Source organism: Vibrio sp. 1751 (assembly GCF_033339895.1).
In the GTDB taxonomy this organism is placed as follows: Bacteria; Pseudomonadota; Gammaproteobacteria; order Enterobacterales; family Vibrionaceae; genus Vibrio; species Vibrio alginolyticus.
In genome coordinates this window covers 1-15,942 of sequence record NZ_JAWOVM010000084.1, presented here as the reverse complement: position 1 = coordinate 15,942, position 15,942 = coordinate 1, and the positions used below count along the sequence as shown (strand labels likewise).

General features: G+C 45.7%; 13 protein-coding genes. 2 read left to right on the top strand and 11 right to left on the bottom strand.

Going from position 1 to position 15,942, the window contains the following annotated elements:
* The 4 genes from R7041_RS19360 to R7041_RS19345 all read right to left on the bottom strand — a co-directional run.
* A partial coding sequence (locus R7041_RS19360) for an arginine N-succinyltransferase (protein WP_318128689.1) occupies positions 1–125 on the bottom strand: 125 nt, incomplete at its 3' end.
* 109 nt (positions 126–234) lie between these two features.
* Positions 235–1,446, bottom strand: a complete 1,212-nt coding sequence (locus tag R7041_RS19355; RefSeq protein ID WP_005381420.1) for an aspartate aminotransferase family protein — start codon at positions 1,444–1,446, stop codon at positions 235–237.
* Between the two features lie 361 nt (positions 1,447–1,807).
* Positions 1,808–2,395, bottom strand: a complete 588-nt coding sequence (locus R7041_RS19350; RefSeq protein WP_053303043.1) for an aminodeoxychorismate/anthranilate synthase component II — start codon at positions 2,393–2,395, stop codon at positions 1,808–1,810.
* A gap of 189 nt (positions 2,396–2,584) precedes the next feature.
* Complete coding sequence (locus R7041_RS19345; protein WP_064368821.1) at positions 2,585–5,539, bottom strand: ExeM/NucH family extracellular endonuclease; 2,955 nt, start codon at positions 5,537–5,539, stop codon at positions 2,585–2,587.
* Positions 5,540–6,083: 544 nt separating this feature from the next.
* Here R7041_RS19345 and R7041_RS19340 point away from each other — a divergent pair.
* Complete coding sequence (locus tag R7041_RS19340) at positions 6,084–6,458, top strand: hypothetical protein (protein ID WP_064354374.1); 375 nt, start codon at positions 6,084–6,086, stop codon at positions 6,456–6,458.
* A 56-nt stretch (positions 6,459–6,514) separates the two neighbouring features.
* On the opposite strand, the gene trpS is transcribed toward R7041_RS19340, so the two are convergent.
* The 5 genes from trpS to nsrR form a co-directional block, all read right to left on the bottom strand.
* A complete protein-coding gene (gene trpS, locus R7041_RS19335) occupies positions 6,515–7,531 on the bottom strand; it encodes a tryptophan--tRNA ligase (protein ID WP_318114912.1) in 1,017 nt (338 codons plus the stop codon).
* Between the two features lie 116 nt (positions 7,532–7,647).
* The gene (locus R7041_RS19330) at positions 7,648–8,334 is read right to left on the bottom strand and encodes a phosphoglycolate phosphatase (RefSeq protein WP_005382834.1); all 687 of its coding nucleotides are present in this window, start codon (positions 8,332–8,334) and stop codon (positions 7,648–7,650) included.
* Positions 8,335–8,444: 110 nt separating this feature from the next.
* On the bottom strand, positions 8,445–9,188 hold the full coding sequence (rlmB, locus tag R7041_RS19325; RefSeq protein ID WP_005381395.1) for a 23S rRNA (guanosine(2251)-2'-O)-methyltransferase RlmB: 744 nt from the start codon (positions 9,186–9,188) through the stop codon (positions 8,445–8,447).
* Between the two features lie 67 nt (positions 9,189–9,255).
* Entirely contained in the window at positions 9,256–11,763 is a 2,508-nt protein-coding gene (gene rnr / locus R7041_RS19320; protein ID WP_064368822.1) for a ribonuclease R, read from the bottom strand.
* A 115-nt stretch (positions 11,764–11,878) separates the two neighbouring features.
* Positions 11,879–12,304, bottom strand: a complete 426-nt coding sequence (nsrR, locus tag R7041_RS19315; RefSeq protein WP_017633731.1) for a nitric oxide-sensing transcriptional repressor NsrR — start codon at positions 12,302–12,304, stop codon at positions 11,879–11,881.
* Positions 12,305–12,461: 157 nt separating this feature from the next.
* Between nsrR and hmpA the strand changes: the two genes are divergently transcribed.
* Positions 12,462–13,646 carry an NO-inducible flavohemoprotein gene (hmpA, locus tag R7041_RS19310; protein WP_047103962.1) on the top strand — a complete coding sequence of 395 codons (1,185 nt, stop codon included), beginning with the start codon at positions 12,462–12,464 and terminating at the stop codon, positions 13,644–13,646.
* Between the two features lie 80 nt (positions 13,647–13,726).
* Here the strand turns inward: hmpA and motX are convergent, their stop codons facing one another.
* Positions 13,727–14,362: a flagellar protein MotX gene (gene motX / locus R7041_RS19305; protein WP_005381388.1), complete on the bottom strand. Its 636-nt coding sequence runs from the start codon at positions 14,360–14,362 to the stop codon at positions 13,727–13,729.
* Positions 14,363–14,578: 216 nt separating this feature from the next.
* Positions 14,579–15,895, bottom strand: coding sequence for an adenylosuccinate synthase (locus tag R7041_RS19300; protein ID WP_005387946.1), 1,317 nt, complete (start codon positions 15,893–15,895; stop codon positions 14,579–14,581).
* Between the last annotated feature and the right edge of the window lie 47 nt (positions 15,896–15,942).

Below are 15,942 nucleotides of genomic sequence, written 5' to 3'. Positions count from 1 at the left end.
TGTTTGATTCGATTGGTTAACAGTTCTTCGTTAACCGGTAGAGATGTAAATCCGTGACCAGACTCCACCGCACAAGTGTGCAGTGCGTCGTAATCCGACATCGCGATAGGGCGAACTACTAGCATCAATACTCCCTCCAGATGCAAGAAGATCCTAACTATATTGTAGGAACAATTCCCCCATCAGAGATCCTTGACGGGGGTGTCTGCGTTGACGTTTAAACTGATATCGCGCTTAAACTAAAGTCGCGATCGCTTTATCCAGTTTCGCCAAGCCTTCTTCAATTTCTTGTTGTGTGATAACGAGTGATGGTGTGAAACGTACGACATTGGCACCCGCAACCAATACCATGAGACCTTGTTTACCTGCAGCAACCAGCACGTCACGCGCACGGCCTTGCCATTCTTCATTTAGTGCAGCGCCAAGTAATAGGCCTTGACCGCGCACTTCTGAGAAGATGTTGTACTTCGCGTTGATCTTCTCTAGACCTTCACGGAACATTGCTTCGCGTTCTAGCACACCAGCCAACACCTCTGGCTTGGTAACTTCATTTACAACCGCTTCTGCAACCGCACACGCTAGTGGGTTACCGCCATATGTAGAACCGTGAGTGCCCACTTTCATGTGCTCTGCCAATTTTGCTGTCGTTAGCATTGCACCGATTGGGAAACCGCCACCAAGTGATTTCGCAGTACTTAGAATATCTGGCGTGATACCTAAACCTTGGTAAGCGTAGAAGTTACCTGTACGGCCATTACCAGTTTGCACTTCATCGAAGATCAGTAAGGCGTTGTGTTTGTCACACAGCTCGCGAACCGCTTGAGCGAACTCAGGCGTTGGTGGCACGATGCCGCCTTCACCTTGTAGTGGCTCCATCATGACCGCACAAGTACGATCAGACATGTGTGCTTGTAAAGCTTCGATATCGTTGTAAGGAAGGTGTGTCACGTCGCCTGGCTTAGGACCGAAGCCGTCAGAGTATGCCGCTTGGCCACCAACCGTTACGGTAAAGAATGTACGACCGTGGAAACCTTGTTTGAATGCAATGATTTCAGATTTCTCAGTGCCATGAACGTCTGCTGCATAACGACGTGCCAGCTTCAAAGCGGCTTCGTTTGCTTCTGCGCCAGAGTTAGCAAAGAACACTCGCTCAGCAAAACTCACTTCTGTTAGCTTTTTCGCCAGACGAAGGGCTGGTTCGTTCGTCATAACGTTACTTAAGTGCCAAAGCTTGTTAGCTTGCTCTGTTAGCGCGTTTACCATTACTGGATGACAATGGCCAAGACAGCTCACTGCAATACCACCAGCAAAGTCGATGTATTCATTACCTTCCTGATCCCAAACACGTGAACCTTCACCTTTAACAGGGATCATTTCCATCGGGTTATAGCAAGGTACCATTACCTCATCGAATAAACCGCGCTCTACTTTAATTTCCGTTGTCATTGCACATTCCTTCTTGATACCGCATGCGTAGCAGATAAGCGAATTTAACCGGCTCTCTTTGCCAGCAAATAATGTTTTGCATTTAAGCTATTGCGGCATTGTATTTACATTTAATTAACCATTTCAATAGTGATTTATTCTTTTCGTTCTCGAAAGCAACTTCCATTAATCACTGCTTATGACTATTTATGCATCAAGAAAGTAAAATAGAGAAGTGATTTTTTATAAATGTTATGTAATACAGGGGATAGAAGGTTTAAAAAGACATGAATAGACAAAGAGACTCGAGAGAATCGCATAGTTTTGCAATCCGCTCACCTCAGCAAAAAGATGAATGATTTGTTAAGAAAAGTGATCGCGATCAGATCGCTTTGCGTGCTAAAAAGTTCGCAAGCAACTCGTGACCTTGCTCAGTTTTGATTGATTCTGGGTGGAACTGCACCGCATCAATTGGCAAGGTTTTATGTTGGTAACCCATTATTTCATCCATGCTTCCGTCAGGCAGTTCTGTCCATGCGGTCAGTTCAAACACGTCGGGTAAAGTACCGTTTTTCACCACAAGAGAGTGATAACGGGTTACCGTGAGTGGGTTATTCAGATTTTTAAACACACTACGACCGTTATGACGAATCGGTGAGGTCTTACCGTGCATCACTTGTCGTGCACGTACCACTTCGCCCCCAAACACTTGCGCTATCGCTTGGTGACCAAGGCAAACACCCAATATTGGAAGCTTACCAGCGAAGTGTTCTATCGCTTTCAGTGAAATACCTGCTTCGTTCGGCGTACATGGCCCTGGCGAGATCACCAAATGAGTTGGGTTGAGCGCCTCAATGCCTTGGATATCGATTTCATCGTTACGCACCACCTTTACGTCTGCACCAAGCTCGCAGAAGTATTGGTAAAGGTTGTAGGTAAAAGAGTCGTAGTTATCGATGATCAACAACATAAAGGGTCGGTTGCTCCAATCCGTTTTGGCAATGCTTACGTAGTGAATCGCCACGTTCGTGACAATCAAGGGCGGTATTTTGCTATACCAAGCAAGAAAGGCAAGTTTTTGCTGAATAAAAAGGCCAGCATAGGCTGGCCTTTGGTCTTTACAGTTATTTAGGAACTGTTTGTCAGGAAGTAAATTCGCTTAGCGGCGACGACGGAATAAGCCGAGACCTAGCAGCGCAAATAGAGCACCAAAACCAAACGAACCACCATCTGAATCCTTCGACCCTTCTGTTCCAGCTTCAGTTTGCGTCATTGAAACATCACGAACAGAGCTAAACTTCACGATATTACCTGTCGAGTCAGTCACTTTCTCTTCTAACTGATAATTACCTTGCTCTGGCGTTTGTTCAAACTCAATATTCACGCTACGCGCATCAATATCAGCTTGAACTAAGGTTTGGCTAGCCGAGTAAGCTTTCGTATCGCTGCTTGCCGCAGCCGCTTGTGTGGATGGCGTTAAGTTCACCGTAACAATATCGCCCACAACCGCCGTTGGTGGTAAACGGACATCGACGGCTAAGTTGTCACCTGCTTTAGGTAAATCGATGTCATCATCTGGTAAATCAATCGCGATGATCACTGGATCGTGGTCAGAGGCAGAGAACGCATCTTTGTACTTCGGCATATCACCTGTGTACTTGCTGCTGTATTCGAACAAGTTACTCTCTAGTGAGTTGATGTGCCAATCTTCAATTGCTACCACTTTTTGCGCTAGGCTGCTGCTTGCCAATGCGTGGTCCAAATTACCCAGCTCGCCCGAATAGGTGTAAGAAAACGTATCAGTGCCGTGCAGCAACGTGTTTAAATTGTGCAGACCGTAACCTTTTTCAATTTTGGTCTTCTCTACTTGAAGTTCACCATCACCAATGGTTGTGTAAGCAGCAGTATAAATGTCACGGCCGTATTTCTCTTTCGAGTAATCAGTCAGTGTCAGAAGTGGGTCTTCCATGCCATAAGCATTGAGGTCGCCCATGAGCAATACATCGCCTTTCACCTCTTTCAACGCTTCACCCACTGCGTGCGCAGCAGAAACGCGGAAGTTGTTACAGTTGCCTTGCAGATCCGCTGGCTCAGAGTCTTCTACGCCCGCAATCCACTCTTCAATACATTCAGAACCTTTCGATTTGAAGTGGTTAACAACAACAGACAGATCTTTACCTGTCTCTTTCACCGTGAAGGTTTGTAGCAAGCTATGACGTTGGTATTTGTCGTAAGCTGGGTTGCCTTCCGCATCGTCACCACGCGTAATGGTGTTTTCTTCGATGTGCTGCTCTGGCGTCACAATCACTTTCGCCGCTTCTTTTGGCGTCACTTCGTTTGCACGGTATAGGATCGCCACCATGATCGCATCGCTACCAAAGTATTCGTCTTGGTATTTGTCTTGATCCGCGATTTCAACATAAGTGTAATGATCTTCTGCATCTTCGATTTCAGCATTCAATGCATCAACCAAGTTCTTCACTGCACTGCTGTCACCAAAGCCGTTGTTCTCGACTTCCATCAAACCAATGATGTCAGCGTCCATCTTGTTCATCGCCGCAACGATTTTCGCTTGTTGGATCAGGAACTCATCTAGGTTAGTCGCACCACGGTTTTGTCCGGTTGGGTTTTCATGGCCACTGTCAGCCACAGAGTTGAAGTAGTTCAGTACGTTGAAGCTGGCGATACGCAAATCTGAATCCGCAATCGCTGGAGCATCTTTACGAGCCACGTCGAAGCCTTCACCTGAAGTCACGAAGTTGGTGTTATCAACTTCATTGGTCGCAATCAGGCGGTATTCATTGTAGCTGTAAGCCACGACGCCCTGCAGACCTTCGACTCGCGAACCAAGGCGAATGTGCTGCTCAGAAGAGCCATCTTGATCTGCATCTTTTGCAAAGTCAGGGTAGTAAGGAATTTGGCCGTTTGGTGCTTTGCCGTCAGATTCTAGGTATACGCGGTTCGCTGCGTTGTCTTTTGCTAGCTTAACGGCTGCATCACTCTCTGCAGCGTGCAATTGAGTCGGCTTAAACAGTGGCGCTTCATGAGACAGCATCATGTTGTTACGACGTGAATCGTAGTCGTAAGAGAAGTTGCGAGTTACAAACAAGTCACTTGCCGAAGTTAGTTCAACTTGCATGCCTTCATGACGCTCTAGCGCATCACGTAGTGTTTCACCTTCTTTGATAACAAGATCGGTAACTCGAGGAATATCCGATGTGCCTGTTTTCACATAGCTGTTAGCATCAGAAGCTAGCTGAGTATTACTGTAGTACTCTTGAACTTTACCTTTAACACAAACAACGTCACCAGCTTTTAGCTCCGTATCTGCCGCATCGGTATGAATGAACAAGCCTTCTGAGGTCTTGTCGTTGTTGTCACTTTCTAGTGCTTGTAGGTAGAAACCTTTGGTTAGGCCAGTGGTAACAGCAGTCACGACACCAGTTACGAAATGATCTTCGTCAGTAATGTATGGGTAACCATCAATGAATGGAGATGTATCGCCTTCACCTTGAATATCTTGGATGGTAGTGAAGTTAGGTTGCTGACCGTCTACTTCACAAGCGAATGGTGCTGGTGGCTCAGTCGCATTTAGCTCACCAAGGCCGTCAATGTTGTCTTTCTCAAATGCCGTCCACTGAGATGCATCATAAGTAGCAGAAGGGGTTAGTGCATCACTGTTACGAACTAATGTGGTGTCTTTACCAAAATCTACGTCACCCATCACACCGATGATGTCGTGCACTTCACCATCTTTAAGCAGTGCGATCGGGTCGTCACCGTTAAAGTTCGCAACGCTTTTATCTGTGATATCCGAGACAGCTTTGATGGTATCGCTCGCGTCACCATGCGCCAGTACATACACTTGGTTAGCTTGTAGCGTCACTTGGCTAAGGTCGAATGTGCTACCCCAAGTACCACCACCGTTTGATGATTTCGCCAACTCGTAGCCAGTGAGTGTCACCGCAGTATCACCCGTATTAGCGATCTCTACCGCTTTATTATAAGCGCCGCCTTCTACGTATTGGGAAATAATAATCTCTGCGTTCGCGTTTGCACTAAGTGCACTGGCGATGGTTAATGCGAGTATTGAGGGTTTGATTAACGTGTCCATTGTCATACCTGATATTTATGTAAATGCAAACTTAGCTCTGGTTAGAGCCTGCCATTTGCGTCTACTATCAGGTTTATTTATGAAATAAATAAGAATGAGTAATTAAAGCCGTGAAATGAATCACATGTGAATATAAGAAAATATGCCAGAGCATCCCATTCAAACATTTTTTGTAATAAATACAGAGCGCTATTGATAAACAAGTCAGAATTTAGATTGATTACTCAGTTTACTTTTTCACTTCATGTTAAGGAGTAGAAAATACATCACTTGTTGAGTTGCTTATTAACCCAACCGTTCCTGTTACAAATAAAAAATATAATTAGTCACTAATTTAGAATGCTTTAATTTTCACTTGTATCACTGTTCAAGCCCAAGAATCTATTACTCGCTTCGTTCTCTCTTATACAGGCCCCTCATACTTCAAAGTTTTCATGATTTATTCAATAACTTTTCATTACTCACTAGCCAAAAACATACACAAAAGATATAACACCTGCGCGAGACAATAAGATCTCATTAGCTGTAAACCCAGGAACGACAAATGAAAACAATTCAACGCAGTGTGCTAGCTCTCTCCCTACTTGGCTTGATAGCGGGGTGTCAGTTGACCGCCAGTGAGCCACTTCAACCTACGGCGAATCAAGACATCATCGAATCAGCCAAAAATGAACTGGATGGTATTGAAGAGCTAGAAGTCAGTGACGAGGGTGTTATTACCTTTACTCAGCGTCTAAGAACGCCAGGAACCTACTGGATTCCAGCGAGAATTAAAGAACTCAGCTACGATATATCATGCGTACAGCTTAGTTACTTCATTGATAGAGGCATGGTTGTGAAGTCTGCCTTTCTAGGAGCTCGAGGACGTGTTGAATATTACGACATGGAACGCTGTATGAAAGACACACCATTTCAGTAATACAGGCATAAAAAAAGCTCCACCAAAGTGGAGCTTTTCGTATTCGTTCTTAGCAACTATGGGCGAGCTACAAAACCTACTGCTTCGTATGCTTTCTTAAGCGTTTCAGCCGCTCGTGCCGAGGCTTTCTCAGCGCCTTGCTGCATTACCTCGTCCATGTAAGCACGATCAGCGCGAATACGGTGATATTCTGCTTGAATTGGCTCAAGCATTGCTACAACTGCCTCACCAACATCTTTCTTAAATGAGCCATACATTTCTACGCCTTGGTACTTCGCTTCAATCTCTTCGAAGCTCATGCCTGTCGCCGCAGAGTACAGACCCATTAGGTTAGCAATGCCCGCCTTGTTCTCGATATCATGACGGATACTTGGTGGCGTTTCGGTATCGGTTTGCGCTTTGTTGATCTTCTTAAGGATCGACTTAGGCTCTTCCAGCAGCGTGATAACGTTCTTACGGTTGTCATCAGATTTAGACATCTTCTTCGTTGCGTCTTGAAGGCTCATTACACGCGCATTTACTGTCGGAATGTAAGGCTCTGGAACTTGGAAGATTGGCTGCTCTGGCGAGTAAATATTGTTGAAACGCGTTGCGATATCGCGCGCTAATTCTAGATGTTGCTTCTGGTCACTGCCTACAGGTACTTGGTGTGCACCGTAAAGCAAAATGTCAGCCGCCATCAACACCGGGTAGTCAAATAGACCGACGTTTACGTCATTCGCGTAACGTGCCGATTTGTCTTTAAACTGAGTCATACGGCTCAGCTCACCCATTTGAGTGTAGCAGTTAAGAAGCCAACCTAATTGAGCATGCTCTGGTACATGTGACTGAACAAATAGCGTGCTCTTCTTCGGGTCAACACCAACTGCCAGACAAATTGCCAGTGCGTCTAGAGTTGCTTCATGCAGCGCTTTAGGGTCCTGACGAACCGTAATCGCGTGAAGGTCTACCACACAATATTGGCAATCATAATCGTCTTGCATCTGCTGCCATTGACGTAGAGCACCCAAGTAGTTACCGATACTTAGTTCACCTGAAGGTTGAACACCACTCAATACAATGGGTTTGCTCATTAGAATGATTCCTTTGACTTCTTAATCTAATTAAATGAAAAAAACCGTGCAGTAATAGGTGCACGGTTTACTCAGTGTACTCATTAACGAGTATTTTGGAAGCTCTTTTGTAGCCGTTATGCAGAAACCGCTACAACGTCCAATAATTCTGCCAAACTGTCAGCGACGAAATCTGGATTTGATGCTGAAATAGGTTCACCGTGGTTGTAACCATATGTCAGACCAAATGAGGCACAGCCTGCATTCTTTGCTGCGAGAATGTCGTTTTTCGAGTCGCCAACCATCAGCATTTCACTTGGTTGGATTTGGTGCTTTTCCATTAGCCAGTTCAATGCTACTGGGTTTGGTTTTTTCTCTGGGAATGCATCACCGCCAAGGACATCAACGAAGTATTTTGCGATGTCGTGCTTTTCCAAAACGTCAGGCACAAACTTTGAAGGTTTGTTAGTCACCAACGCCATAACAAAGCCCGCTTTGTGCAGCTCTGCTAGTGTCTCTTTTACCGTTGGGTAAAGATGACTTAGCTTGTGACCGCTTTGCTCGTAGTAATCATCAAACAATACACGCGCTTTAGCACGAAGCTCTTCACTCAGCTCCGGGTTGATGGTCAGGCTTTGGCTTAATGAGCGACCAATAAGCACGTCTGCGCCGTTACCCACGTAATCACGAACTTGTTCTTCTGAAACCGATGGAAAGCCAAGCGCCTGTACTGCTTGGTCTGCCGCGACAGCTAGATCTGGCACGCTATCAAGCAAAGTGCCATCTAGATCGAAGGCGATGAATTTAATGTCTTGTTGAGTCATAACTTCCCTGAGGATTTTTATTTATAAATCGGTGAAAACGACAAAGGATGGCACCCCATCCTTTGTTTTTATCATTATGTCTGATTCGACAGTAACTGTTTGTTTCGTCGTCACTTTGCAGCAATACGCTGACGAACTGCCTCAAACAAACAGATGCCGGATGCCACAGATACGTTCAAGCTTGAAACGCTACCAGCCATTGGGATCTTAATCAAATCGTCGCAGGTTTCACGAGTAAGACGACGCATACCGTCACCTTCTGCTCCCATTACGATAGCAAGGGGTCCAGTCAGTTTGGCTTGGTAGATGTCGTGCGTTGCTTCACCCGCAGTACCAACAAACCAGATGCCTTTCTCTTGCAATGTACGCATAGTACGAGCCAAGTTAGTCACTCGGATCAATGGTACGACTTCAGCTGCACCACAAGCGACTTTACTTACCGTCGCATTCATTGGCGCAGAACGATCTTTCGGTACGATGATCGCCGCAGCACCTGCCGCATCTGCGTTACGTAAACACGCACCAAGATTGTGTGGATCGGTCACGCCGTCTAACACTAAGAGCAGTGGTGATTCGTGCTGCGCCAGGATGTCATCAATATCGTTCTCATTCAGCTGCTTCGCTGGTTTCACACGAGCGATGATGCCTTGGTGATTTGCACCGCGTGCTTTGTCATCCAAGGTTTTACGTGTCATCTGCTGAATAGAAACACCACAAACCTGAAGATCATTTAGGATTGGCATTAGGCGATCATCTTGACGACCTTTTAAAACGTACGCCTCGATAAAACGCTCTGGTTCGCGCTCCAATACCGCCTTCACTGCGTGAATGCCGTAGATAAATTCGTTACTCATTGTTTAACCTGTTGTTCTGGTCGTATTGCCTGCGCCAACCGAGTTTGAACTAAGTTGGCGCTTCAACCTACTGCGCTTCTTTTTTAGTGCGCTTGGTTTTCTTCGGCTTACTGTGCGGCTTCTTTTTACGTGCTTTTTTCACTTTAGGCTTCTCGTTGCCTTCGGCGTCACCACGTTTTGGGCCATTACGCTTACTCGTTGCGCCCGTTTCTTCTGGGCGTTTAGTTGGCTCTATCGCAGGAATTGCACGAGCCGCGCCACCTTCTTTCGATGAAGAGCGAGTCGCAGCGCGTTTTTTATCTTTCGCTTTGCGTTTTGCTTCCGCTGCGCGTTTCTTCGCAGTCTTACCTTCGCCGCGTAGCTTACGACTTGTTTCGACCAATTCAAAGTCAATTTGCTTGTCATCGAGGTTAACAGCCAGTACTTTTACTTTTACTGCATCACCTAAGCGGTAGATGTTACCGAAACTTTCACCAATAAGTCGTTGACCAATCGGGTCAAATTGATAGTAGTCGTTCGCAAGGGTAGAAATATGTACCAAACCATCGATGTGCAAATCCGTTAAACGTACAAAGAAGCCAAAGCTAGTGACATTAGCGATAACACCGTCTAGTTCGTCACCGACGTGGTCTTGCATATATTCACACTTCAGCCAATCCGCAACATCACGTGTTGCATCATCAGCACGGCGCTCTGTCATCGAACATTGTTCGCCGTAAAAATCCATGTCGTCAAACGAGTAATGATAGCCACCTGTTGGTGTCCAGCGATCTTGATTACGACCTTCTTCTTTAGCAATCAGATACTTGATTGCACGGTGAAGTAACAAGTCAGGGTAACGACGAATTGGCGACGTAAAGTGCGCATAGCGTTTCAATGCCAACCCAAAGTGCCCCGCGTTATCTGCGTTGTATACCGCTTGCTTCATTGAGCGTAGCAGCATGGTCTGAATCAACTCTTGATCTTGACGCCCGGAGATTTGACGTGCGAGATCAGCATAGTCCGTTGGTGAAGGCTCTAAACCACCTTTTAGCTCAAGACCAAGTTCACTTAAGAAGTCACGGAAACCTTGCAGGCGTAATTCACCTGGAGATTCGTGGATACGATAAAGCGCGGGCTCTTTCGCTTTTTCTACCAGCGATGCCGAAGCAATGTTGGCTAAAATCATACATTCTTCGATGATCTTATGCGCGTCATTACGAATAACTGGCTCAATACTTTCGATTTTACGTTCCGCATTGAAAATAAATTTGGTTTCAACGGTTTCAAATTCGATTGCACCGCGTTGATCTCGTGCTTCTTTCAGCACTTTGTACATCTTGTGCAACTCTTCTAGATGAGAAACAAGCGGCTGGTAGCGCTCACGTAGTTCTTCATCCCCTTCTAGAATCGCGCTCACTTTGCTATATGTGAGACGAGCGTGCGAGTTCATCACCGCCTCGTAATGCTTGTAACCAGACAGCTTACCTGTATCGGAAATGGTCATTTCGCACACCATACACAAGCGATCTACTTGCGGGTTAAGCGAACATAGGCCGTTCGATAGTACTTCTGGCAACATCGGCACAACTTGCGACGGGAAATATACTGAGTTACCACGATTGATCGCTTCTTTGTCCAACGCAGAGTCAGGACGAACGTAGTAACTGACGTCAGCAATCGCTACCCATAAACGCCAACCACCTTCTTTGTTCTTTTCACAATAAACGGCATCATCAAAGTCTCGTGCGTCTTCGCCGTCAATGGTCACTAGTGGTAAATCACGTAGATCCACACGACCAACTTTGGCTTCTTCTGGTACTTCTTCGCCCAAGTTTTCGATTTGTTTATCGACGGCTTCTGGCCACTCGTGAGGAATTTGGTGTGTACGAATCGCAATTTGTGTTTCCATACCTGGTGCCATATTTTCACCAAGGACTTCAACCACTTTACCCATCATGCCGCGTGAGCGTGAGCCACGATCAGTAATTTCAATTACGACTACGTTACCCATGCGTGCACCCGCTTTGTGCTCATTTGGGATCAGGATATCTTGGCTGATACGCGAGTCATCTGGGACAACATAGGAGTATCCATATTCAAGGAAGAAACGACCGACGATTTGATCATTACGCTCCTCTAGCACACGCACCAAACGTCCTTCACGGCGGCCGCGCTTGCTGTTGTCTGTAGGTTGCACTAAGACAAAATCACCGTGGATGATGTTCTTCATCTGATGGTGCGGTAACAGAATATCATCATCCTTGCCGACGCTGCCTTCTGGACGTACCCAACCATGGCCATCACGATGACCAATCACGTAACCTTTCACCATTTCAAGTTTTTCAGGCAATGCATAGCACTGACGGCGGGTAAACACCAGTTGGCCATCTCGCTCCATCGCACGTAGCCGACGACGCAACCCTTCGTATTGCTCTTCGCCCTCAAGCTTTAGTGCCTCAAACAAGTCGTTACGATTCATTGGAACGCCCGCTTGCTCTAGAAACTCGATGATAAACTCTCGGCTTGGAATTGGATTTTCGTAATTTTTGGATTCACGATCTGCAAAAGGATCGTTTGGAATATTGTCTGACATAGGCACGCCTATCTAGCAAGGAAGGTATATGGCTAGTATATCTGAGTCTCTCGATAAGCTACAGAATTGCTTTGAAAAAAGAATGATCGAGATCGACTCTAGGCATGCAAATGAGTTAAGGACGAGCCAGCAAGATCAAAAGTTCAGAATTGTCACTGAGCAAGGATTCAATCGTGCAGTTATCCAACTCCGCCAGAAAGGCACTTTTTGCTTTCGCCAATTTATCTTTGAGGCGGCAAGCAGGGGTAATATGACAAAAATCCACACCACAGTTGACTAAATCTAACGGCTCTAAATCGCGCACAACACCACCGACTGTGATTTCAGATGCTGGCTTCATCAGCCGGATACCACCGTTTTTTCCGCGCACGGTATGGACATAACCCAACTGTCCTAACCGATTGATAACTTTAACCATATGGTTGCGCGACACACCAAATAAATCCGTCACTTCGGTAATGCTGGTTAACTCATCTTCCGGCAACGAAGCCAAGAAAATTAAGGTTCTCAACGCATAATCAGTGAAACTAGTTAACTGCATATTATCTCCCAAAGTGCGACTCAATAACCCGCTGGTGATGCTAAAACCCCAAACTTGAGCTATCGATAAAAGTGTAAATCTTTTCTTGATCGAAAGATACATTTGAGATACAACTTTAAACATGCATTATAAATACAACTTAAAGTAGGAAGCCCTTATGCTCAGCAATCAAACTATCGAGATCGTCAAAGCGACCGCACCACTCATCGCCGAAACAGGACCAAAACTGACCGCGCACTTTTACGAGCGTATGTTTACTCATAACCCTGAGTTGAAAGATATTTTTAACATGAGTAACCAGCGTAACGGCGATCAGCGTGAAGCATTATTCAACGCTATCTGTGCCTATGCTGCCAATATTGAAAATTTGCCAGCTCTGCTTGGCGCAGTAGAGAAAATTGCGCATAAGCACACGAGCTTTTTGATCACAGAAGATCAGTACCAAATCGTTGGTAAGCATTTACTTGCGACAATCGATGAGCTTTTTAATCCAGGTCAAGAGGTTTTGGATGCTTGGGCTGAGGCTTACGGCGTACTTGCGAATGTATTTATTCAGCGCGAAGAACAAATTTACCAACAAAATGAAGCTTTGGAAGGCGGCTGGCGCGGTCTACGCGAATTTGAATTAGTCGATAAAAAGATTGAGAGCGAACACATTTGCAGCTTTGTATTCAAGCCAACCGATGGTCAAAAAGTGGCGCCGTATAAACCGGGACAATACCTTGGCATCTACATCAACAGTGACCAGTTAGAAAACCAAGAAATTCGCCAATATAGTCTGTCTTCTGCGGTCCAAGAGAACACTTACCGTATCTCGGTAAAACGTGAAGAAGGCGGAAAAGTGTCGAACTACCTGCACGATAGCCTGAACATTGGCGAAAAAGTGCAGCTTGCGGCCCCTGCCGGTGACTTCTTTATGGATGCCGAACCACAAACACCCGTTGTTCTAATATCTGCTGGTGTGGGACTTACTCCAACGCTGTCAATGCTAGAAAGTCTCTCAGCACATCAAGCACCTGTAACCTGGGTTCATGCAACCGAAAATGGCCAACAGCATGCTTTCAAGCAACACGTAAACCAACTCGTTGCAGAAAAAGAAAATATGAACGCGCTCATTTGGTATAACCAACCAACGGCAGAAGACAAACTAGGTGAAGACTTCCACTTCACGGGCTTTGTCAATCTGTATGAAATTGAAGCTGCATTAAAGCAAGATAACGTGCAGGTGTACTTCTGTGGCCCTGTAGGATTTATGCAGCACATAGCGAAACAGCTATTAGAACTTGGCGTACCAGAAGAGCAATTCCATTACGAATGCTTCGGTCCACACAAAGTGGTTTAAGCGCTATCAGCTATCGGGAAAACAACAAAGCCCACGTGACGTGGGCTTTGTTGTATGAAGTTGTTTGCAATATTGAAGCGTTACCAAAAGGTGTCTCGCCGTTTAGCTCGAGCAATAACGTTTTGTGGCATGCGCTGTTCAAGGCCGTTTCTCAATACAGTTATGCGCTTATGCTGCCGCTTATCTGCTGTGACAGAGTTATATAACCAACGATACGCATCTTCGTAATCGAGTGGACTGCCATAATCACGTAAAAGCAACTCGGCCAGATGAATACGCGCGTTTAGGTTTCCCATTGACGCAGCTTCTCGCAAATATGGAATTGCACGTTCTTTATCTTGCTGTACTAAAGTGCCACGCGAATAGTATCGGCCAATCTGCTCTAGTGCAGCAGGTAACCCCTGATGCGCTGCATTTTCGATGTAGTAAAGACCCAGTTCGACATCTTGCTCGACACACACACCCCAAGCTAACATATCTCCGTATAGAAACTCATAAGCGGGTAAGTTAATTCGAGTCGCACGAGCTACGATATCCTCCACCAGCTGGCAGTTATCAGCGCGCACACGTTGTAAGTGCTTATTTTGCTCAATAAGCTTTATCAGCTCTGCTTCGGTATAGATCGGAACTGGTGCCCCCACATCAGCAACATTGGCTTTCACTGTGGTAGCAACCAAGGTCAACAACAGTGAAGCAGCCACTGTTCGTAACTTCATAAACGTACCCTTAAGGTATCTAAGAAACCAAAGATCGGTGAAGGATCTCCTCTGCTTGATAACCTTATCGGCAAAAAACAGCTAAGCTTTAGACAATTTTTGCCTCTGATTTAGGCTCAGCGGCAAAAGCTTGCCATATGAAAGTCACGCTGTTTTTGTTCGGATACAAAAAAGCCGACCAGAAGGTCGGCTTTTGCAATCTTTAACGGCTATCAATTAAGCTTCGAATGGGTGAACTTTGATGATAGTTTCGTTACGGTCAGGACCTGTAGAGATGATGTCTACTGGAACGCCAGTTAGCTCTTCAATACGCTTGATGTAGTTAAGAGCGGCTTGTGGTAGAGCATCTAGTGACTTAGCACCAAATGTGTTCTCAGACCAACCAGGCATTGTTTCGTAGATTGGCGTTGCTTTTTCGAATGCTTCAGCAGCCATCGGAGAAACTTCTAGCACAGAGCCATCTTCCATCTTGTAACCAGTACAGATTTTTAGCTCTTCTAGACCATCTAGTACGTCTAGTTTAGTTAGACAGAAACCAGATACAGAGTTGATTTGGATTGCACGACGCATAGCAACAGCATCGAACCAACCTGTACGACGTAGACGACCAGTTGTCGCACCGAACTCGTGGCCAACTTCACCTAAGTGCTTACCAATTGGATCTTGCTTATCTAAACCGTCGTATAGTTCAGTCGGGAATGGACCAGCACCAACGCGAGTACAGTACGCTTTTGCGATACCCAAGATGTAACCGATGTGACGAGGACCGAAACCAGAACCTGCAGCAACACCACCAGCAGTCGTGTTAGAAGACGTTACGTACGGGTAAGTACCGTGGTCGATATCAAGTAGTGTACCTTGTGCACCTTCGAACATGATCTTGTCGCCGCGCTTACGTGCTGCGTCTAGTTCGTCAGTTACGTCGATAACCATTGACGTTAGTAGTTCAGCGTAGCCTTTCGCTTGCTCAAGTACTTCTTCGTAGCTCACTGGCTCCGCTTTGTAGAAGTTAACTAGTTGGAAGTTATGGAACTCCATGACTTCTTTTAGCTTCTCTGCGAAAGTCGCCATATCGAATAGGTCGCCAACGCGTAGACCGCGACGAGCAACTTTATCTTCGTATGCTGGACCGATACCACGACCAGTAGTACCGATAGCTTTTTTACCGCGAGCGATTTCGCGAGCTTGGTCCATTGCAACGTGGTAAGGAAGAATTAGCGGACATGCTTCAGAAATGAAAAGACGCTCGCGTACTGGAATACCGCGCTCTTCAAGAGGCTTCATTTCTTTAAGTAGAGCTTCAGGTGATAGTACAACACCGTTACCGATAACACATTTTACGTTATCGCGAAGGATACCTGATGGAATTAAGTGAAGAACGGTTTTTTCACCGTCAATTACGAGAGTGTGACCTGCGTTGTGACCGCCTTGGTAGCGTACCACGTATTTTGCATCTTCAGTTAAAAGGTCTACGATTTTACCTTTACCTTCGTCACCCCATTGGGTGCCTAGAACGACTACGTTATTTCCCATCTTTCCAAGTCTGATTGCTAGTTAAAAATGGATTCTAGCACCGAATC